18 protein-coding genes and 3 pseudogenes are annotated in these 19,843 nt (G+C 65.8%); 19 read left to right on the top strand and 2 right to left on the bottom strand.

Annotated elements, in window-relative coordinates; translation table 11 throughout:
• Positions 1–702: an MFS transporter gene (locus ACFPJ1_RS34285; RefSeq protein ID WP_380110463.1), complete on the top strand. Its 702-nt coding sequence runs from the start codon at positions 1–3 to the stop codon at positions 700–702.
• Positions 621–1,115 carry a hypothetical protein gene (locus ACFPJ1_RS34280; protein ID WP_380110465.1) on the top strand — a complete coding sequence of 165 codons (495 nt, stop codon included), beginning with the start codon at positions 621–623 and terminating at the stop codon, positions 1,113–1,115. The genes ACFPJ1_RS34285 and ACFPJ1_RS34280 overlap by 82 nt, the downstream gene beginning before the upstream one ends.
• A 173-nt stretch (positions 1,116–1,288) precedes the next feature.
• On the opposite strand, the pseudogene ACFPJ1_RS34275 reads toward ACFPJ1_RS34280, so the two are convergent.
• Positions 1,289–2,329 (bottom strand): annotated as a pseudogene (locus tag ACFPJ1_RS34275) (carboxylesterase/lipase family protein); the annotation flags it as partial.
• 275 nt (positions 2,330–2,604) lie between these two features.
• On the opposite strand from ACFPJ1_RS34275, the gene ACFPJ1_RS34270 reads away from it, so the two are divergent.
• The 17 genes and pseudogenes from ACFPJ1_RS34270 to ACFPJ1_RS34190 all read left to right on the top strand — a co-directional run bounded on the left by ACFPJ1_RS34270 (position 2,605) and on the right by ACFPJ1_RS34190 (position 19,241).
• On the top strand, positions 2,605–3,159 hold the full coding sequence (locus ACFPJ1_RS34270; protein WP_380110462.1) for a Gfo/Idh/MocA family protein: 555 nt from the start codon (positions 2,605–2,607) through the stop codon (positions 3,157–3,159).
• Positions 3,050–3,409: a hypothetical protein gene (locus ACFPJ1_RS34265; protein WP_380110440.1), complete on the top strand. Its 360-nt coding sequence runs from the start codon at positions 3,050–3,052 to the stop codon at positions 3,407–3,409. Before ACFPJ1_RS34270 ends, ACFPJ1_RS34265 begins: the two co-directional genes overlap by 110 nt.
• 292 nt (positions 3,410–3,701) lie before the next feature.
• Positions 3,702–4,769 (top strand): LacI family DNA-binding transcriptional regulator, encoded by a 1,068-nt coding sequence (locus tag ACFPJ1_RS34260; protein ID WP_380110438.1) that lies wholly within the window; start codon positions 3,702–3,704, stop codon positions 4,767–4,769.
• 89 nt (positions 4,770–4,858) lie between these two features.
• The gene (locus ACFPJ1_RS34255) at positions 4,859–5,965 is read left to right on the top strand and encodes a mandelate racemase/muconate lactonizing enzyme family protein (RefSeq protein ID WP_380110437.1); all 1,107 of its coding nucleotides are present in this window, start codon (positions 4,859–4,861) and stop codon (positions 5,963–5,965) included.
• A complete protein-coding gene (locus tag ACFPJ1_RS34250) occupies positions 5,962–6,897 on the top strand; it encodes a substrate-binding domain-containing protein (protein WP_380110435.1) in 936 nt (311 codons plus the stop codon). The genes ACFPJ1_RS34255 and ACFPJ1_RS34250 overlap by 4 nt, the downstream gene beginning before the upstream one ends.
• Positions 6,894–8,153, top strand: coding sequence for an ABC transporter substrate-binding protein (locus tag ACFPJ1_RS34245; RefSeq protein WP_380110433.1), 1,260 nt, complete (start codon positions 6,894–6,896; stop codon positions 8,151–8,153). Before ACFPJ1_RS34250 ends, ACFPJ1_RS34245 begins: the two co-directional genes overlap by 4 nt.
• A gap of 9 nt (positions 8,154–8,162) precedes the next feature.
• Positions 8,163–9,104 carry a carbohydrate ABC transporter permease gene (locus ACFPJ1_RS34240; RefSeq protein ID WP_380110432.1) on the top strand — a complete coding sequence of 314 codons (942 nt, stop codon included), beginning with the start codon at positions 8,163–8,165 and terminating at the stop codon, positions 9,102–9,104.
• Positions 9,104–9,940, top strand: a complete 837-nt coding sequence (locus tag ACFPJ1_RS34235) for a carbohydrate ABC transporter permease (RefSeq protein WP_380110431.1) — start codon at positions 9,104–9,106, stop codon at positions 9,938–9,940. The genes ACFPJ1_RS34240 and ACFPJ1_RS34235 overlap by 1 nt, the downstream gene beginning before the upstream one ends.
• Complete coding sequence (locus ACFPJ1_RS34230; RefSeq protein WP_380110430.1) at positions 9,937–11,001, top strand: AMP-binding protein; 1,065 nt, start codon at positions 9,937–9,939, stop codon at positions 10,999–11,001. The genes ACFPJ1_RS34235 and ACFPJ1_RS34230 overlap by 4 nt, the downstream gene beginning before the upstream one ends.
• Entirely contained in the window at positions 11,001–12,374 is a 1,374-nt protein-coding gene (locus ACFPJ1_RS34225) for an aldehyde dehydrogenase family protein (protein WP_380110429.1), read from the top strand. The genes ACFPJ1_RS34230 and ACFPJ1_RS34225 overlap by 1 nt, the downstream gene beginning before the upstream one ends.
• Positions 12,375–12,432: 58 nt before the next feature.
• Positions 12,433–12,723, top strand: a pseudogene (locus ACFPJ1_RS34220) (integrase core domain-containing protein); the annotation flags it as partial.
• A 378-nt stretch (positions 12,724–13,101) separates the two neighbouring features.
• Positions 13,102–13,653 (top strand): hypothetical protein, encoded by a 552-nt coding sequence (locus ACFPJ1_RS34215; protein ID WP_199234650.1) that lies wholly within the window; start codon positions 13,102–13,104, stop codon positions 13,651–13,653.
• Between the two features lie 615 nt (positions 13,654–14,268).
• Positions 14,269–14,763: pseudogene (locus ACFPJ1_RS34210) on the top strand (IS30 family transposase); the annotation flags it as partial.
• A 43-nt stretch (positions 14,764–14,806) separates the two neighbouring features.
• Positions 14,807–14,956: a hypothetical protein gene (locus ACFPJ1_RS34205; RefSeq protein WP_380110428.1), complete on the top strand. Its 150-nt coding sequence runs from the start codon at positions 14,807–14,809 to the stop codon at positions 14,954–14,956.
• A gap of 734 nt (positions 14,957–15,690) precedes the next feature.
• Entirely contained in the window at positions 15,691–16,677 is a 987-nt protein-coding gene (locus ACFPJ1_RS34200) for a DUF998 domain-containing protein (protein ID WP_380110427.1), read from the top strand.
• On the top strand, positions 16,674–17,399 hold the full coding sequence (locus ACFPJ1_RS34195) for an HD domain-containing protein (protein WP_380110426.1): 726 nt from the start codon (positions 16,674–16,676) through the stop codon (positions 17,397–17,399). Before ACFPJ1_RS34200 ends, ACFPJ1_RS34195 begins: the two co-directional genes overlap by 4 nt.
• Before the next feature lie 27 nt (positions 17,400–17,426).
• On the top strand, positions 17,427–19,241 hold the full coding sequence (locus ACFPJ1_RS34190; RefSeq protein ID WP_380110425.1) for an alpha-amylase family glycosyl hydrolase: 1,815 nt from the start codon (positions 17,427–17,429) through the stop codon (positions 19,239–19,241).
• 138 nt (positions 19,242–19,379) lie between these two features.
• Here ACFPJ1_RS34190 and ACFPJ1_RS34185 read toward each other — a convergent pair.
• Positions 19,380–19,843 (bottom strand): hypothetical protein (locus tag ACFPJ1_RS34185; RefSeq protein WP_380110424.1); only part of this gene is annotated, 464 nt, incomplete at its 5' end.

The raw sequence follows: 19,843 nt of genomic DNA, 5'->3' as shown, positions 1-19,843 counted from the left end.
CTGTCCGCCGGACCGGCCGCAATGGGTGTCCTGACGGCGTTGGAGGCCCTGCCGAGCCTGCTGCTCGCGGTGTTCCTCGGAGTGTTCGTCGACCGGATCCGGCGCGGCCGAATGCTGTTTTGGTGCAACATCGGGCAGGGCCTGCTGATCGGCACCGTTCCCTCGGCCGCAGCCTTCGACCTACTCACGATGATGCACCTCTACCTGGTGACCTTCAGCGTGAGCGCCCTGGCTCTCGCCTACGGCCTTGCCCACACTGCCTACATACCGGTACTCGTCACCGACCGGCGGCAACTGACAGCAGCGAACAGCAGCATCGCGTTGACTGACTCGATCACGGCGGTCGCGGGGCCGGGGATCGGTGGCCTGCTGGTCCAACTACTCACGGCGCCCGTCGCGATCGCCGTCGACAGTGCGTCATTCCTGATCGCTGCAGTGCTTCAAGCCAGCGGACGAGGGCCCGACCCCTGCCGGCAACCGAGAAGAGCCGGTTCGGACTGTCCGCGCGCGCGGGCTTCGCGGCGTTCCGGCGCCAGCGCGGGATCGTCGCCATCACTGTCAGCAAGGGAGGTTTCGACTTCTTCCACTGGGGCGTCATCGCCCTCTACATCCTCTACGGCGTGCGAGAGCTGGGACTGTCCGCCGCCGCGATTGGCGCGATCGCAGTACTGGGGTCTCTCGGTCCGTTGCTGGCCGGTCTGATCACGACCCCGGTCAGCCGCCGGTTCGGAACAACCTGGACCTCGGTTGTCGCCGCGGTTCTGCTCGGCGGCAACCTGCTCATCCCGCTCGCCGGTGGGCCAGACCTTCTCGTGATCGCCACCATCGGCCTGGGACAGCTACTCCTTGGCCTCGGGGTGGTCTATCTGATCATCGTTCGATCAACCATGCTGCAACGAACAGTCGAACCCGGCATGCTCGGCCGCGTCGGCTCCGTGATCCGCCTGGTCGAGTGGGGGACCGGCCCACTCGGCGGGCTGTTCGGAGGACTGCTCGGCTCCGCGCTCGGACTACGACCAGCGCTGCTCCTGCTCGGAATCGGTACTCTGTCCGCCGTTCCCTGGGTAGCGATCGCAGCCGCCCGCGGATACCTCTCTGTACCAGACGAACCGTGAGAGCAGCACCAGCTTGTCTGCAGCTTTCTCGAACCAGTGGACCGATGAACGCCCTCTCCCTCCGAGGCCTCGGGGGAAGGTGAGTCGCCGATAAGCATGGCGGGCCGTCCACTGCTCAGGTTGCCGAAGACGAGCGGTACGTCCAATCCGTGGCAGGCGCCGAGACTACCGCCCAATCCCGGGGCGGACCATGTCAGTTCGTAGAGGTGGGCCCGGCCGCCGCCGGCGATCTGCGCGTCGGCGAGGTGGAGGCTCGGCATGCGGAACAGCCAGTCCGAGTTGACCAGTTCGTACAGCTCCTCGTTGGCCGCGGCCGGGAATGCCTCGCGATACCGGCGTGCGCCGTCCGGGTCGGGGGCGAGCATGTGCAGAGCGGTCGCGGTCTGCTCGTGCGTGACCTGGCCGAGCACGCCGTCGATCAGGCTGAACAACCGGTGCTCGTCACGGGTGTGCCCGACGAGCAGATCAACGTCCCGGGCGACACCGTCGGCCAGTGCCTGCCAAGGGGTTGTGGGAAGGACGTCACCGTCGACGACCGGTGCGAACGGGATCGGCCGGTGTGTGATCTGCCCCCAGCGTTCCCTCCATTGGATCGCTTTGGCGGAGATCGCGTCGCCCGCGGCGGGCAGCCGGGCCGGGGCCACCGCCGACAGGCCGGACACTGTGGGCCGAACTCCCAGCTCAGCGGCAAAGGCGGCGGCGATGTCGACGGCCAGCTCACAGGAGAAGAACGTCCCCGGCACGCTCTGCGCGACCGCCCGGCGGAAGAGCCCGGCGGCGCGCGGCATGGCGAGCAGCGCGGCTACCGATCCGCCGCCCGCCGACTCCCCTAAGACGGTAACCCTGTCAGGGTCGCCGCCGAACGCCCGGATGTTGTCCCGCACCCATTGCAAGGCCGCAACTTGGTCGAGCAGTCCCCGGTTGGCTGGGGCTCCTTCGATCCGTGCGAAGCCCTCAATACCGAGACGGTAGTTGATGGTCACGACAACGGCTCCGCTCCTGGCCAGGTGCCCGGCGTCGTATTCCGGGAGGCTGGAGTTGCCCCCGACGCAACCGCCGCCGGGGATCCATACCATCACCGGGAATCCAGCCACCGGAGCCGGATCCGGTGTCCAGACGTTGACCGTCAACCAGTCGTCACCGGCGGAGTCCTGGGAGGCCCCGAGCAGGCCGGATTGCGGAGGTGGCGGGCCGTACGCGACCGCCGGGCGCACACCGTCCCAGCCGCTCACCGGCTGCGGCGCGGCGGAATTCGCCGACCGGCGGCTCGGCGAACGGGATGCCGCGGAAGACCGCCAGCCCCGCCTCCCGGATACCACGGAGGACGCCTGCCGCCGTGCGGACTTCCGGGTCGGAATCAAACCGCTTGCTGGATGCGTTGACGGCAATCTTCGCCCTGGACCCCGAACAGATGCGTACGGTCGATCGCTTCGAGCGCGGCGGAAGGGTGGGGGCAGACCCGCGCGAGTTCACCGGTGAGGGCTGACCGATCGCCCTCAGAGACTCTCGGCTGATACGCGTCGCATTCATCGGTGCCGCAGGGCGCGCTCGACACAACGCGGCGTCGCTCGTTGATTCCGGCGCGGGAGAGATCGCCGGGTTCTGGAGTCGCACGGATGAGAACCGCGCCAGGGCGGCTGCAGAATTCGGAACACGCTCGTTCCCCACGATCGAGTCTCTCGTTCGCGACTCCGGTTGCGACGTCGTGTCGATCGTGACCCATCCCAGCTACCGTGCCGAACCCGTGGAGCGGAGCATCGCGGCAGGTGCGTCCTTCGTCGTCGTAGAGAAACCTCTCGGCACCGACCTGGCGCAGCTGGAGAGGATCGCACAGGCCGCGCGTTCCGTACCCGTGGTGGCCAACACGCAGTATCAGTGGATGCCGCACTGGGCAGCGCATCCTGCGTTCGGTCGCCGCAGGCAGGCTGGGGGAGTTGCAGTGGATCGTTGCGACCACCGCAGTGGACGCGCTGGACCAAGGCCCGCACGCGCTGAATCTTGCGTTCGCCGCTACTGCCGCTGCTGGCAAAGGCGCCGTCCCTGAATGGGTGCTGGCGGGGGCTGCCAGCGCGACGGACTATGGAGGGCCATTGCACCCGGCCGAGCTGAGCGCGTCGTACGGAGTCGGCTCCACCCGGGTGCATCTTCTTGCGGGGGATCTCGCTCCCAGCGTGGCGGGTGAGACGAATAAGTACTATCAGCAACAGATCGAGCTGCGCGGAACCGAAGGCTCGGCCTGGGTGAGTCTCAATCAGGGCGGATTCTCCGCACGGATGCAGGAGTTGAGAGATTGACGACAGCGTGGCCGCGCGATGACAAGCTCGCGCAAGCCGCATTCTGGAGAGACATCGCTGAGGCGCTGGGCGATCCGGACCGTGCCGCAGTGTTCCCGACACGCGCGGAGGTCGCGCTGGCTCATCAGCGCGCGCTTCTCACCGCTTATCGATCCGCTCGGCAGGGCGCACGGATTCCCCTTGTTGTCTGACGAGATGGAGAGTGAGTGGAACCAACGAAGGCGCCTCGCCCCGTCACCGGCAGGCGCGTCGATTCGACCAGTCGCGAGAGATCCGAGGCTAGGGTTGAGGCATGGCAAGTGATGTGGCCGATGGATCCACCGGAAGCGAGCCGAGCTCCCATCTGGTTCGCGAGGTGGTCGGCATCGCGGACGTGGCGCGGTCGGCGGGTGTTTCCATGATGACGGTCTCCCGGGTGATCAACGACAAGCCTGGGGTCGGCAAGGACACCCGGGAACGGGTCCGCCAGGTGATGAAGGACCTGAACTTCAAGCCGAACACGGCAGCCCGGACCCTGCGGACCGGCAGAGGCAATGCGGTGGGGATCATCTGCCTTGCGACCACCTTGTACGGACCCGCCGTCACTCTCTTCGGGGTGGAGCAGGCGGCCCGTGCGGCCGGTTTCTCGGTGAACGTGATCAGCATCGACACCATCACCCGGGCGAGCCTGGAGCAGGCGATGGTGCAACTGAGCCAGGTGCCGGTGGCCGTGGTCATCGTCATCTCGCCGCTGAGCTCTAGCGCGGGGGCGCTGCGGGACCTGCCTGGCAATCTGCCGGCTCTTGCCATCTGGGCACCGTCCGACATCGGTATCGCAGTGGCCGCGGTGGATCACCAGCGAGCGGCGGCGAATGCCACCAAGCATCTGCTCGACCTCGGTCACGACACCGTGCACCATGTGTCCGGACCGGTCGGCTGGACCGGTACGGAGCAGCGGATCGCCGGCTGGAGGGAGGCGCTGGAGAAGGCCGGCCGGGTGGTTCCCGAGCCGGTCGAGGGCGACTGGACTGCTCAGTCGGGCTGCCAGGCAGGCTTGCAGTTGCTACCTGATCCTGCGGTCACGGCGATCTTCGCCGCGAACGACCAGATGGCGCTCGGCGTGCTGCAGGCAGCGCGCGTCCTGCACAGAACCGTGCCCGAGAGCCTGAGTGTCGTCGGCTACGACGACGGCCCGGACTCCGCCTACTACTCGCCTCCGCTGACCACGATGCGCCAGGACTTCAAGCTGCTGGGGGAGCGGGCGCTGCGGAGGGCGCTGACGACGATCGGTCACCGAGCGGCGCCGACGGTCGACACTCTGTTCGAGCCGGAGCTGATCGTCCGGGAATCCACCGGGCCGGCACCCAAACCGCAACGTTAACGTTATCGTAGCCTCGTCCGAGGGGTTGGCAGACCCGATTGAGGTAACGTTAACGTAGTGCTCTGACGTCCACTCGATGCGGAGCTTTGATGAAGATCACCGAAGTTGTCACCACTCCTGTTGCGATCAAGTACCGGCCGGAGTACCAGGCCGATCGGCGCTTCTATCCGAAGCCGCCCGAGCAGACGAATGTGATCGTGCAGCTGCACACCGATGACGGGTATGTCGGCATCGGCGAGGCGGCCCACGCTCCCGGGATCTACGGTGAGACGGCGGGTGCCACGATGGCCGCCGTCGATTACCTCACCCCGGCGGTGGTCGGCCAGGACCCGCGTCAGATCACCAAGATCAACATGGCGATCGATCGTCTGTCGCCGGTCGGCAACATCGCGGCGAAGGCGGGCATCGACATCGCCCTGCACGACCTGGCGGGCAAGATTCTCGACGTACCGGTGTATCAGCTGGTCGGTGGTCGCGTGCACGACTCGGTCAAGACCCACATCACTCCGGCGACGTACGAGGACACCGCGAGCGATCTGCTCGACCTGATCGACCAGGGGTACCGAGCCTTCAAGCAGAAGATGAGTGGCGACCTCGAGTACGACATCGACTTGATCGAGTCGCTGCTCGACCGTGTCCCGGACAGCGTCGTACTGAGCCTGGACGTGAACCAGGGCTGGAGTGTCAACGACACCATCGAGGTCATCGGCGTACTGGAGCGGCGAGCGAAGTTCCCGCGAAACGTCATTCTCGAGCAGCCGATCGACGGGGCGGATATCCGCGGTGCCGCCAGGATCCGCAACGCCACCCGGATCCCGATCATGCTCGACGACGGAATCCGTACGGCGGCCGACCTGCAGCGCATCCTCGATGCCGGAGCGGCCGACATCGTCAGCCTCAAGATCAGCCGGGTCGGCGGGATCCAGCGCTGTCTGCAGATGATCAAGATGGCCGAGGCGGCGAACGTGTCCTATATCGTTGACGAGATCAACGAGATGCGTGTCGCCAACACCGCGGTGGCGCATCTGGCGCTCGCCTCGAAGGCGCCGTTGTACACGGGTGTCGCCTGCCACCTGCTGCTGGAGTCGGACATCGTCACCGGTGGCGGCGTGAGGATCGAGAACGGTGAGGCGTACGTCGACGACCGGCCGGGTCTGGGCATCGACGGCATCGATCTGTCCAAGGTGACGACATGAGACCGGTCCGCATCGGCATCACCGAGAAGAACCGCAACCCGTACTGGGAGATGGTCAACGCCGGCTGGTACGACGCCGCGCGCCGGCTCGACCTGGAGCTGCGGATCGACGCCCCGGACAGCGAGGACATCGATGCCCAGGTGGCGATGATGCGCGCGCAGCTGGACAGCGGAGTCGATGCCCTGGCGTTCGTCGCGACGCGTACTGACGCCTTCGACGACGTGGTCGCCGACGCCCACGACCGCAATGTGCCGGTCGTCGCCTTCGACTTGGACGCACCGGCCAGCGGACGTCTGCTGTTCGTCGGCATGGAACCACCGGAGCAGGCCGGTCGCCGGGCCGGTGCCCAGATGGCAGGGCTGATCGAGGACGGTGCCACGGTTATCGTCCAGACCGGCTCGGAGCAGGCGCCGGGCGCCGTTGGCAAGCGGGCCGGCTTCGAGGCGGTGATGGCAGAACACGCCGTCACCGTCATCGATGCGCCGAGCGACGGTGAGGATGCGGCGACGGCCTATGCGACTGCCCGGTCCTTACTGCATGCCCACCCTGAAGCTTCGGGGATCTTCGGCGTCTACGGCTACCACCCGATCCTGCAGGCGCGTGCCGTTGAAGCGGTGAGGCGCACCGGCGAAGTGGCGATCGTCGGCTTCGACATGCTGCCTGAGACCGTGGACCTGGTGGCCGCGGGTTCTGTCGCGGCGTCGACCTGGATCCGCGAGTACTACTTCGGCTACTACGCCGCGGCGGCGATCTCCGACCTGGTGCGACTCGGCACCACGGATGCCCTGACCATGCGCGGCATGGACGCCGAGCGGCCGGCCGGCAACGTCTTCGTCCCACCGCCTGTCGTCTACACGAAAGACACCATCGGGGAGTTCCGCGAGTGGTCCCGCCGGGTCGATCTCGGCCATGTCAAAGGAGTAGTCGCATGACACGCATACATCGCCGCGTCCTCGCACTCGTGGCGGCCATGACTCTGGCAGTGGGTGGCTGCAGCACTGCCGGGGACTCCGGCAGTTCGGGCGGCGGCAAGGGCCTCACCGCCGTGTTTCTGTCCGGCGGCGCCTATGACCCGTGCTCGAACGAGTACGCCAAGAAGTTCGAGCAGGACACGGGCATCCACGTCAACGTGATCCACGAGGGCTACCCGACTCTGCACGACAAGCTCCTGACCGCGTTGTCCAGTGGAGCTTCCAGCTATGACGTGATCATGGCGGCCTACCAGTGGACCGGAGAGTTCGCGCCGTTCCTCACGCCGCTGACCGGCAAGATCAAGGCGGACCAGTCGCTGGCCGGAATCATCCCGTCGGTCTCGCAGAGCTATCTGTTCGACGGCGAGCAGTACGCCGTCCCGTTCAGCGCCCAGGCCGAGACCCTCTTCTACCGCACCGACCTGCTGCGCAAGGCTGGCTTCCAGCCGCCGAAGAGCTGGGAAGAGTTCCAGAAGATCGCCACCGTCTTCACCAAGAATCCGGAGTACCCGGGCATCTACGGCGCCTCGGTCAAGGCGTCGGACGCCAACATCCAGTCCGAGTTCAACAACCGGTACTACGGTCTCGGCGGCGCCGTGCTCGGAACCCCGGGCAGCAAGCTGGACGCCGGTATCGCCGCACGAGCTCTCGAACTGCTCAAGCGTGACGCGACCCAGCTCTCCCCACCAGGCGCGCGGCAGGCCACCTTCGTCGAGGTCAGTGCACAGTTCGCGGCCGGCACCGTGGCGATGGCCGAACTCATGCCGACGACCGTGCTGTCCCAGATCACCAAGCAGACGCCGGACAACAAGGTGCACGGCAAGGTCGGCGTGACCACGATCCCCGGTGGCAAGGGCGAGGCCGGCGGCTGGGGTCTGACCGTCGCCAAGTCGTCACCCAACCAGGAGGACGCGGTCAAGTTCGCGGCGTACATGGCCTCCGAATCGGCCGATCACGACTGCTTCGTGAAGTACGGCAAGAGCCCGGTGCAGGCGGCCACCTACAAGGCGAGCGACGTCTCCGGCCAGTTCTACGCCAAAGGCGTGCAAGCGGCTCTGGAGAGCGCGCAACCACGGCCGAGCGGCGCGACGGCCGGAAAGCTCAACGTCATGTTCACCGACGTCTCCTCGCGGTTCCTGGCCGGGCAGATCCGGAGTGCGGCGAGTGCCGCGCAGGAGATGGCCGACCAGTACGCGAAGCTGATCGACGGGAAGTAGTGGCTCGACATGCAGATCACCCAGCCCCGGGTCGAGCAGTCCGCGCCTGCCCGTGCCCCCTCGGTCCCCGGTCCCGCGCGGCGGCGGCAGTTGCGGCTGCCCTCGGTCTACTTCTGGATGCTCGCGCCGGCCGTCGCCGTCTGTCTCGGCTTCGTCATCTACCCGCTGCTACGAACCGTCTACCTCAGCTTCACCGATCTCGGTGCCGCCGGTGACGCCGAACTGGTGGGCGGCGCCAACTACGCCGAGATGATCCACGACGCGGCGTTCTGGAACTCTCTGCGGGTCACCGCGATCTTCATCGTGGTCGGGATCGTGGTGGAACTGGTGCTCGCCTGGGCGCTGGCATTGCTGTTGCAGGGAACCGTCTCGCGGCTCAGCCGCACCCTGCGCATCGTGTTCGCGATCCCGATGATGCTGTGCCCCGTGGTCATCGGCATCACCTGGCGGGCCCTGCTCAACCCCCAGTTCGGCTGGCTCAACGCGCTGTTCGGCACACCCGAGATGGACTGGGTCGGCGACCCGTCGAAGGCGCTGTGGGTCTTGATCGCGGTCGACGTGTGGCACTGGACGCCGTTCATGTTCATGCTGATCTCCGCCGGACTCCTGTCGATCCCGGACGAGATCCGCGAAGCTGCCCGGCTCGACGGGGCCGGCGCCGTCCGGGTGCTGCGCCACATCACGATCCCACTGCTGATGCCCGCGACCCTCATCGCCGTACTGCTGCGCACTCTCGATGCGACGAAGACGTTCGATCTGCCCTACACCCTCACCGGCGGCGGTCCCGGGACGTCGACGCAGACGATAGCGATCTTTCTGTACCGCAACGCGTTCGCGAAGTTCGACCAGGGCTACGCCTCGGCGGTCGCCATCACGGTAACCATCGCGCTGACCGTGTTCGCCCTGGTCTATCTGTCGATCGTGCGCCTGGTCGAAAGGAAGCTGACCTGATGAGCGGACCTCTGCGCGTCCTGCTGGCCGGCCTGCGAGCCGCGGCCATCGCGGTGTTGCTGTTCGCGACGCTGTACCCGTTCGCCTGGATGCTCAGTACGGCGTTCAAGCAGAACTCCGAGATCCTCGTCTTCCCACCGCGGATACTCCCCACCCATCCGACTCTCGACCACTTCCGCGAGGTGTTCCTCGGCGGAACGGTCGGTCCGTACTTCGCCAACAGCCTGGCAGCCACGGCGGTGTCGACCCTGCTCACACTGGCCCTGGCCACCCCGGCGGCGTTCGCCCTCGCGTCCCACCGGTTCCCCGGCGACAGCGGACGGCATCTCGGACTGGGCTTCCTGCTGCTGCGCTTCCTGCCGCCGTTCGCCATCGTCATCCCGCTGTTCGTCATGATGCGGAGCGCGGGCCTCATCGACACGGTCGTCGCTCTGATCGTGGTCTACACCGCGTTCCACCTGCCACTGGCCATCTGGATCATCCAACCGGCCGTCAGTCAGATTCCGCGCGAGATCACGGAGGCTGCTGCCGTCGACATGGCCGGACCTCTGCGCACCTTCTGGAGCATCATCCTGCCGCTGCTGCGACCGTCGATCGCCACCGCCGCGGCGTTCTGCACGATCTTCTCCTGGAACGAGTTCTTCTTCTCGCTCATCCTCACCACCAACAAGGCCAAGACCTTCCCGGTCCTGGTGAGCTCGTTCGTCACCGACAGCGGACCGGAGTGGGGCACCATCGCCGCGACGTCCCTGGTCGCCATCACACCGATCGTCGTACTGTGCGTGCTCTTGCAACGGCACCTCGTCGGCGGACTCACGTCAGGAGCCGTACGATGACGGATGCGTTCGTGCAGGAAATGATGGAATGGCATTTCGATCCCCACACCGGCAGCCCTTTCTGGCTGGAGCGGGCCTGGACCCTTGGCTTCGACCCGCGCCGCGACATCACGTCGTACGCCGATCTGCGATTGTTCCCCAATGTGACCGACGAACTGCGCGACGTCCCGACCGAAACCCTTGTCCCGAAGGGGTTCGGTGACCGTCCCGACATCGCCGGCGTCATCGAGAGCGGTGGCACGACCGGTGCTCCGAAACGTCTCCCGATGCTGCGCGAGTTCGCCGACAGGCTGGCCGCGAGAGAGGCGGAGGTGCTGACGACTGCCGGGGTGTCGAAGACGGCTGGATGGCTCTCACTGTTCCCCGGCGGTCCACACGGGGCGCTCGACCAGATGAGGCGGGCCGCGCAGGCCTACGGCGACGGGATCCTGGTGTTCGCCGTCGACCTCGACCCGCGGTGGGTCAAGAAGCAGGCCACGGAAGGCAAAACCGCCGTGGTCGATGCGTACACCGATCACATCATCGACCAGGCGGCTTTCGTCCTGGAGAGCCAGCGCATCGAGATGCTCCGGATTACCCCACCTGTGCTGGCCCGCCTGGTGCGCCGCGACGATCTGGTCGAACTCGTCCGCGACAAGGTCAGGCACATCATCTGGGGCGGCGCGCACATGGACGCGGACAGCCGCTACTTCTACCGCACCGAACTCTTCCCGAACACACAGATCATCGGCCGGTACGGGACGACGATGGCGCTCGGTGCCGGCGGAAGCGAACGGCCGGGGCTGGACCATGACGACCCTTGCGTGTTCGATCCGATCATCGCGCCGTACGTGACCTTCTCGGTGGTCGACGCCGACAGCGGTGAACCTGTGCCGTACGGCGAACGCGGGCAAGTGGTCGTGCACCACCTCAGCAAGTCGTTCCTGCTGCCGAACAACGCCGAACGGGACACCGCCGTACGGATCCAGCCGGGCAACGGTGATCAGATCGGTGACTCGGTGGCAGACATCGAGCCCCTGCGGGAATTCACCGGAGCCCGCGTCGTTGAAGGTGTTTACTGATGCACCAACTAACGGTGTTGGGGCCCGCCGGCGAGTATTCGTCGCGCTCCCGGACTCTCATCTCCGACGTGCGTGGCGCACCAGTGGCGGAGCTGAGTCTCGCATCCGTTCCTTTCGTCAGCCGCGCGATGTCGGCGCTGCGCAAGGCGAAACCGCTGGGCCTTGACGAGCGGTTGTCGGCGCTTGCCCGGGCAGGTGAGATCTTCCGCACCGACAGCGTCGAGTTCGAGGAGACGGTCAGCCGGGTGTCCGGCCTCGGCATCTCGACCGTACGGGCAGCGGTGGACAAGATCGCGCGCTACTGCGCCGATGCCTACGAACACGCACAGTTCGCCCGCCCGATGGCGGCAGTCGAGTCTCTCGACGACCCCAGGAGCAAGACCGGGACCGCGGTCTGGGTCCGCCGCGGTGAGGTCTTCGCGGTACATGCCGCCGGCAACCATCCTGCCGTGCACGCCGACTGGATCCAGGCACTGGCACTCGGCTACCGGGTGGCTGTCCGCCCGTCGCGCCGTGAACCGTTCACGGCGTACGGGCTGGTCTCTGCGTTGAGATCCGCCGGGTTCGGCGATGACCACGTCGTCTACCTGCCGTCCGAGTACGCCGCGGCCGACGAGATGCTGCAGGGAGCCGACCGTGCCATGGTGTACGGCGGCGACGACGTGATCCGTAAGTACGGTTCGCGCGAGGCGGTGCTCCCGCAAGGACCAGGGCGGTCGAAGATCCTCATCACGTCCGAGATCGATTGGCACGCGCACGTCGACCTCATCGCCGACTCCGTCAGCCGCGGCGGCGGAACCAGTTGCGTCAATGCCACTGCCGTGTTCGTCGACGGAGATGCAGTCGCAGTCGCCGAAGCGGTCGCCGAGCGCCTAGCGAGCATCCCAAGCCTTCCGCCAGAGGACAACGCCGCCATCCTGCCGGTTCAACCAATCGACTCCGCGCGCCAGATGGAGCAGTACGCTCTCGAGGCGGCACGTGGAACCACAGCTGTCCTCGGCGGCGACGGCATTGTTGACGAGTTGGGCGACGGCTCTGCAGCCCTCCGACCCGGCGTCTTCCTAGCGCCGGAGCCCACGACGGCGCACACCCGAGTCGAGCTCCCATTCCCCTGTGTATGGGTTGCCCCGTGGTCGACGCTCACCGGGTTCGAGCCCCTGCGCGAGACGCTCGCACTCACCGCATTGACTACAGTCGAGGATCTCATCCAGCGACTCCTTGCTGAACCAACGATCCGCAACCTCCATGTGGGCCCACACCCCACCTACTGGACGGCGCCAGGGATGCCACACGACGGATTCCTCGCCGACTTTCTGATGGAATCGAAGGGACTCGTGCGTGCACGCTCCTGGTCACCACCGGCCCATCCCTAAGCGATGCCCTTGCAGCGCCCTGTACGTCGACGCTGACCATGCCCAACTGGTCCGCGCCGGGCAGCCAGGCCGGTCCAAGAAGTTCGTCCGGGTCTTGAAGGCCCACCGGCTGCGCGGGTCGATGGGCCGAGTCGGAGCCTGCGGCGACAACGCCGCCATGGAATCCTTCTTCGCCCTGCTGCAGAAGAATGTTCTGGACCGGCAACGCTGGACCACCTGCCACGAGCTACGCCTGGCGATCGTGTCCTGGATCGAGACCACCTACCACCGCCGACGCCGCCAACGCTGCCTCGGCAAACTCACACCCATCGAGTTTGAGACACTTCAACCCGTCGTACTCGCGGCCTGAACCACCACACCCCGCGAGTCAACTGAACACGGGGCAGTCCCTACCGCCGCTGCCTTGCGGGCGCGATGCGTACGGCGGCTTAACCGCCTGGAGCTGCTGCTGCGACAACGCTGCGACAACGCTGCGACAACGCGACTAGTGTCAAGGTACGTGTTGATTGCTGTTGGCAGGCAATGAGGCCGTCGATGGCGGCTGCTGATCTCACGCTCGAACGCCCGGTGGAAACGCGGCCTGCTTCACGCCCGCGTCGTAGAGGCCTCAGCTGTCAATGGGAGCGGGACGTGATGGATTGAGTTGACGGCGAGTACTGCTATCGGCCATCGCAGAGACGGAAATCATCACGACCGATCTGTCGGACAATGGGAATGGAGGCGGGCCATGGAGGGCGGCGTCAACATGCAGGACCTCATCAGGGAAGGCTTGAAGGTCCCGCGCGATGAGCGCGCGAAAAGGCGGCTCGAGGAACTCGTCGCGCGCGGCGAATTCGAGGCGATCGACCCGGCAGCCGCGCTTTCGAGCCGGCCGCGATACCTCGTGACGTTTGTGAAGTCGGTGACCGCGTTCCGGATCCGCTCGGCCACGGTCGTCACCGTAACAAACCAGGCTCCGCGACCTAACCTAGTCTCCGTCTCGTACTTCCTCGGGTTCACCGACAATACGTCGCCAGTCGGGGTGACGTCCTTCGTGATCCCGCCGGACTTCACCGTCGACTTCGCGACGCGCAACCTGCCAGACGCGCTCACAGCTACCAACGTTGTGCCGAACCCCGAGTTGACCTTCGACGAAGGTCGGGCCATCGTTGGCTCGCGGCTCCAGGAGATCGCCGTCAGCAGCCGCATCTACTACACCGTTGGCGACGGCGAAGAGGAGCTGCTGGCGATCACCGACTCGAAGGTGGTCCGCTTCGGCCAGGCGAACAAGGGCGACTGACCACGCCGATTCTGCGCCGCCACAGCGACATCCTGCGGAGTGGGCAGCACAGCGCTCATTCAGGGATGAGGACACGCATACATCCTTTGCACAACGAGGGATAGACCTCGAAGAGCCTGGATGCGCAACTTGCTAGCTCGCCTCACCCCTGCGCAATCGCTGGGCGATTCTTCAGACCTCGTCCATCAGATGCTGGACCGCCCGCGCAACTTCTGACGCACCAGGCTCAGCGGGCAAGGTCTTCACCGCCGGATAGCAATGCTTAGGCATCATCGAGTAGGCGCTGGACTTTTGCGCAGTTTCTGACTCGCCAAACAGGGCGAGGGCCTCGCTGGCTCGCTCCCATGCCTGACGTGCGTCAGCTATCCGATCCGCCGCCGTCTAGTCCGTTCCAAGCTCAATCAAGGCCGTGCCTACGCCGAACCGGTCGCCGCTTGTCCGGCAAACAGTCGTTTTCGAAAAACCACGCCCGGCGGCTGAGCACCCCCGTCGGCCATCGAGCTGACGCATTTCCCGCTCGAGTGCGTGTTTTCCGCGCGGCTTATCGCATCTGACAGATGAGGAGCATCCTGGGGCGCGGGCTGGGGGTCCTCGGCTCCTGAACCGGCAGGGCGAATAGCTCGCGCTGGTCATAGAGGCCCCGAACAGATCGCGGCCTGGCTGCGTTGCACCTTCCCGCACCAGCCGAAGTGGCATGTCTGTCACGAGACGATCTACCAGGGCCCGTACTACGGCGGCCAGCATGGCCTGTCCCGCCAGCTGACCAAGAACCTCCGCACGGGGCGGGCGCTGCGCCGACGCCGACGCAGCGCCACCGCCCGGGGGCCGAGGTTCACCGTCGACTCGGTCCTGATCGACCAGCGCCCACCGGTCGTGACCGCCCGCGGCCGGATCGGGGACTTCGAAGGCGATCTGATCGTCGGCCGCGGCGGGGCCAGCGCCGTGGGCACGCTGGTCGACCGCGCCAGCGGCTACGTACGGCTCGTCCACCTCCCGGTCGACAGCACCGGGATGCAGTTCGCCGCGGCCCTTACCGCGGCCGTAGCCGATATCCCCGCGCAACAACGGCAGACGTTGACGTGGGACCAAGGCGTTGAGATGGCACGCCACGATCTGGTCGCTCACCTGTTCCCCAAGGGCGTCTTCTTCGCCCATGCCGGCAAACCCATGGCAGCGAGGCACGAACGAGAACACCAACGGCCTGCTGCGCCAATACCTGCCACGCAGCGCCGATCTGAGCACCCACACCGTCGCCGACCTCCGGGCGATTGAGATCCTCCTGAACTCCCGTCCCCGCAAGTGACTCCAGTGGCGGACACCAGCCGGTGTTTTCGAATCAATGGCACGATGATCAAGCAACGTTGCGACGGTCATCCGAATCCGCCGTCGAACCCAAGGCCGGAAAGGGGTCCGTTTTCAACCGTCGTTGACACGGCCGAGCCTGATACCGTCCTCGGAGTGTGTTCGCGCCTCCCGATCCGACTCCATCTAGGTGTACTCGGCCAGTACACCTAGGCAACTTCACCAAGGGCCCTTGGGGCGGGTTCGGACCAGACACTGGATGACAGCTCGCCATGCTGGAGAGAGACGACGTTCCGCCGAATGCCGGCCCGGGCACGATGCAGGTGATGCAGATGACGCGCCTCAACAAGTTCACTAACGATCGTGCCAACTGGAGCCGCGGCGGCACCCAGTTCGACGGGAGTGGCAATGGTCGGTGCGTACGAGTGACTAGCACGATGTCCGGTACAGCGGTAGTGATCGGGGTACGACGGCTCGCTCGCGAACTCGGCCGCCACACGATGGGCCGCGCTGGAGGCCGAGCGCCGTCGCCTGTCTCTGCGGGTCGTCCACGCGACCACCTGTTTAAGTGATCGCTCGGTGGGCCGCGACCGAACGATCGGCCGGCGTCATCTGTCCCCCCCAATGTCGTCTGTTTGATTGATTCGAAGATGTGATTGTCGGTTTCGTGGAGGTCGAATACTGGGGCATTGACCGTGGGTGGGATGGGGCGCAGTCTGGCTGTAGGGGGTTGCTATGAGTGATACGCAGCAGAGGGTGCGGGGGTTGTTTGGGCTGGAGCTCAAGACTGTTGATCGGGAGGCCGCGGGGGCGGATGACTACTTTGTTCGGTCGTATCTTGCGATGCGGTTGAGGATCGGGTTGGTGGCGTTCTTCCTGCCGTGGGTGCTGATTCTGATCGACTGGAAGTTGATCGACAGCCAGTTGCAGATCCGTGGGTCGATGAGTGCGTACTACCACTCGCCGGCTCGTGACGTTTTCGTCGGGGGGCTCTTCGTCACCGGTGCGTTCCTGGTCAGTTATCTGCGGGCGAAGCGCAAGACGTACGACTACTGGCTGTCCACCTTCGCCGGGTGGGCGCTGATCATCGTCGCCCTGGTCCCGACCGGACGAGCGCTGAACGCTCCCGGGTTCAAGGTGGGCTCGAAGAGTTGTGCGGACTTTCCCGGGCCGCCGGACTGCAACGGCTTTCAGGAAGTCCTCCATGAGAACACCGCAAAGCTGGTCCACGGCATCGCCGCCACCATCTTCGTATTCCTGCTCGCTGCACTGTGTTTCGTCTTCGCATTGCGCGAATTCGGGTATGGCCCGGCGGCGAGGAAACTGTGCAAGTCAGATACCACTGACGTGAAGAGCGTCTGGGCGGAGCTGAAGCATCGCGAAATTTCAATCTGGACGTACCTATGGCGAGGGATCCGCGATCCGAAAGAGGAAGCGCCGCCTCCTAAACGACGTGTGCCGCTCTATCTGGCGATGGGCATCCTGATACTGCTCGCCGGCGCGTGGGCAAAGTTCGGCGTCGACCTGCCCCTGCCGCTCACCGAGTTTCGACTCGGTCCGACGTACGTCGGCGAGGTCGTTGCCTTCACGGCCTTCGGCGTGGCGTGGATGGTGTCCGGCAAGGATCTGAAGCCGTTCGGCAAGGTTGCCGAAGCCGTCGGCGGCGCGATCAAGGCTGTCACCAGATCTCAAGGTCCTGCGCAGAAGTCCGGCCCAGCGTGAGTCGACGGCCGTTCCGCTCCAGCCGGGTGGAGACTCTCGGCTGGGTGGAATGGTTCGCGCTCCTCCCGCCCGCCTTGCGCCTCGGGGGCGAGCACCTGGTCGGACTTGCACGGTACGTCGCCGGCGCCTCCGGGGAACCGAGCACTGTTTGGAACCTCAAGCCACCGTCAACCGCCTGGGTTTCGGCAGCCGAGGAAAGCGCCTCGGTGCTGAGCGATGGCTTCATGCGGCACTCGAAGCGGGCCTGGTTCTTTGCCTCCGCGTTGGCCCTCGCGGAGAGAAAGGAGCTCGACCAGGAACTGCTGTACGTGGTGTCGCTCCTGCACGACACCGGACTCTTCGCGCCCATCGACGGGCAGTGCTTCACTGCGACTGGGGCCCGGCTCGCTCAGGAGACGGCCGCAAAGGCCGGTGTAAGCGTGGTGCGCGCCGACTTGGCCGCCCACGCGATCTCCAACCATATCTCGATCCGTCCAACTGGCGAGCTCTCGCAGTACCTGCAGAAGGGGTCGCTGTTGGACGTGACCGGAAGCGGCATCTGGAAGCTCGACCGGACCGTCGTACCAGAGGAGTGCCGTCGGTTGCCGCGCGCGGGGTTCCCTGCCGAGCTGCGCCGGCTGTGGTTGAAGGAGTGCCGCCGCGTCCCCTACGGCCGGTCCCAGTACGCACGCTGTCCAGGACTACTGATCGCTGCGACCAGACTGGCGCCGCTGCCGCAGTAGTACTACGTCGTGGAGGCAGGAGGAGCAATGAGCGGAGTCCGCGTCGGCCGCGCGCCGTCGAGCCGAGCCGGAATGGGTGCCACCGGGTATGACGGCGGGGTGATGTTCCGGGCCTGGGCGCCGCACGCAACCGACGTTGCGGTGGTATGCCCACTCGGAACAGACGGCAACGAGGTCGTCGTACCGCTGGCTCCCGAGCCCGCGGGCCTCTGGTCAGCCGATATCGAAGGCGTCGTCGCAGGTGACCTCTACAAGTTTCAAGTGGGTGGCGCGAACCCGCCGCAACGCAACGACCCCTATGCCCGCGAACTCACTCACTCCGCGGGTACTTCGGTTGTGTCCACGACTGAGTTTGACTGGGGGCAGGACGACTACCGCACGCCGTCTTGGGACGACTTGGTGATCTATGAACTGCACGTCGGCACCTACAACGACGCCGTCGGCGGCCCGCCGGGCAGCTTTGACACCGTCGAGGCCCGACTCGACCACCTTGTCGGCCTTGGCGTCAGCGCCATCGAACTCATGCCGACGATGGAATTCATGGGCGACCTCTCCTGGGGATACAACCCGGCACAACTCTTCGCGATCGAGGGCACGTACGGCGGCCCACGCCGACTCAAGGAACTCATTCTCGCCGCACACGATCGCGGCCTTGCGGTCTTCTTTGATGTCGTCTACAACCACCTCGGGCCGCAAGACCTCGATCTGTGGCGATTCGACGGCTGGCACGAGGGTGACGGCGGAGGCATCTACTTCTACAACGATGCCCGCGGAGTCACTCCGTATGGGGCGACCAGGCCGGACTACGGCCGTCCCGAGGTCCGTCAGTATCTTGCCGACAATGCTCGCATGTGGCTGGAGGAATTCAGGGTCGACGGGCTGCGGTGGGACGCGACCGCACTCATTCGTAATCAGTGGGGTGGCAACGATCCGTCCGGGGACATCCCCGACGGCTGGCGGCTGATGCAGCGCATCACCAGCGACACGCGCGCGCGGCAGCCCTGGAAACTGCACATCGCCGAGGATCTGCAGGACAACGATTGGCTGACCCGCGACGTCAGCGCTGGTGGGGCCGGTTTCGGTAGCCAATGGGACGCAGCCTTCGTGCACCCCGTCCGCCGCGCACTGACCGTGGCTGACGACGCGGACCGCAGCGCACAAGCGGTGTGCGACGCAGTCAGCCACGCCTATCCGGGAGGTTGGCTTCGCCGCGTGATCTACACCGAATCGCACGATGAAGTCGCCAACGGCCACACCCGCTTACCGCAGGAAATCACTCCTGGAGCGCCCGGCAGCTGGCACGCACGCAAGCGATCGACGCTCGGCGCTGCGCTCGTCTTCACCTCGCCCGGTATCCCGATGATCTTCCAAGGTCAGGAACTCCTCGAGGACGAATGGTTCCGCGACACTGACCCCATCGACTGGACGAAAGCCGGTACCTACTCCGGCATCCTCAGCTTGTACCGCGACCTCATCGCCCTCCGCCGTGATCGACACCAAACGACCCGCGGCCTCCGCGGCGCATTCGTGAACGTCCACCATGTCAACGAGTCCGGCAAAGTACTCGCTTTTCACCGTTGGGATGCGGGCGGGCCACGTGACGATGTCGTCGTCATCGCCAACCTCGCCGATCGCAGCTACCCCGACTACCGCGTCGGGTTCCCCAAACCCGGGACCTGGCGCCTACGCTGCAACACAGACTGGCAGGGCTACAGCCCGGACTTCGGCGTCCAAGCCAGCTTTGACACAGCCACGAACGACTGGCCACGCGACGGTATGCTGTGTAGCGCCACCACCGGCCTACCGCCCTACACAGCCCTCATCTACTCCCAGGACTCATGAGTCAGGTTCTTCTGTATACCGGGACGGCTACTACTGATACGACCAGGTGCAGGAGCATCAAGGCGGAGACGCCTGTTTGGTGGTGTGTGGGATGAAGGCTGTTGCCATCAGCACCAGGTCCGGGTGCCGTTGCCGGACCTAAGGATGTAGTTGGGGGTTACCACCGGAGAAGATCATGGGCGCCGCCTTGCGATCTTGTCGTGGGCGCCGATCCGCTGGACCGGAGAGAAGTCTGCTCGGCAGGGCGTCCAGGTCGGCACGCGAGGAGCCAATCCGCTCATAGACCAGGGCCTTGAGTTGGCGGAATCGGATCCGTCGCCGGCTCAGATGTGAGCCGGTGTGGGCGCTGCTCACGTCTTCCGCAAGACCACCCGCGACCATCCTGGACGACGATGGCCAGAGCGCGCGGCAGATCGCCGACCAGCTCGGCCAGTCGCGGCTGTCCATGACCCAGGATGTATACATAGGTCGCAAGATCCAGAACCCGGCTGCGGCGGAGCTCTGGAGCGCGCGTTCGACGACCCAGACCTCTTCTGGCTCTTCACGATCCAGGGTGTAGTCGGGGCCTGAAGCCACCGGTCTCGAGGAGTGATCTGGCGATG

The sequence above is a fragment of the Kribbella qitaiheensis genome (genome assembly GCF_042657745.1).
In the GTDB taxonomy this organism is placed as follows: Bacteria; Actinomycetota; Actinomycetes; order Propionibacteriales; family Kribbellaceae; genus Kribbella; species Kribbella qitaiheensis.
This window is presented reverse-complemented; position numbering and strand designations above follow the sequence as displayed.

Excerpts from the sequence above, each read along its gene's own strand:
- ACFPJ1_RS34260 (WP_380110438.1), top strand. The coding sequence starts at position 3,702 with ATGGCAAGTGATGTGGCCGATGGATCCACCGGAAGCGAGCCGAGCTCC.
- ACFPJ1_RS34255 (WP_380110437.1), top strand. The coding sequence starts at position 4,859 with ATGAAGATCACCGAAGTTGTCACCACTCCTGTTGCGATCAAGTACCGG.
- ACFPJ1_RS34250 (WP_380110435.1), top strand. The coding sequence starts at position 5,962 with ATGAGACCGGTCCGCATCGGCATCACCGAGAAGAACCGCAACCCGTAC.
- ACFPJ1_RS34245 (WP_380110433.1), top strand. The coding sequence starts at position 6,894 with ATGACACGCATACATCGCCGCGTCCTCGCACTCGTGGCGGCCATGACT.
- ACFPJ1_RS34240 (WP_380110432.1), top strand. The coding sequence starts at position 8,163 with ATGCAGATCACCCAGCCCCGGGTCGAGCAGTCCGCGCCTGCCCGTGCC.
- ACFPJ1_RS34235 (WP_380110431.1), top strand. The coding sequence starts at position 9,104 with ATGAGCGGACCTCTGCGCGTCCTGCTGGCCGGCCTGCGAGCCGCGGCC.
- ACFPJ1_RS34230 (WP_380110430.1), top strand. The coding sequence starts at position 9,937 with ATGACGGATGCGTTCGTGCAGGAAATGATGGAATGGCATTTCGATCCC.
- ACFPJ1_RS34225 (WP_380110429.1), top strand. The coding sequence starts at position 11,001 with ATGCACCAACTAACGGTGTTGGGGCCCGCCGGCGAGTATTCGTCGCGC.
- ACFPJ1_RS34215 (WP_199234650.1), top strand. The coding sequence starts at position 13,102 with ATGGAGGGCGGCGTCAACATGCAGGACCTCATCAGGGAAGGCTTGAAG.
- ACFPJ1_RS34205 (WP_380110428.1), top strand. The coding sequence starts at position 14,807 with ATGCCGGCAAACCCATGGCAGCGAGGCACGAACGAGAACACCAACGGC.
- ACFPJ1_RS34200 (WP_380110427.1), top strand. The coding sequence starts at position 15,691 with ATGAGTGATACGCAGCAGAGGGTGCGGGGGTTGTTTGGGCTGGAGCTC.
- ACFPJ1_RS34190 (WP_380110425.1), top strand. The coding sequence starts at position 17,427 with ATGAGCGGAGTCCGCGTCGGCCGCGCGCCGTCGAGCCGAGCCGGAATG.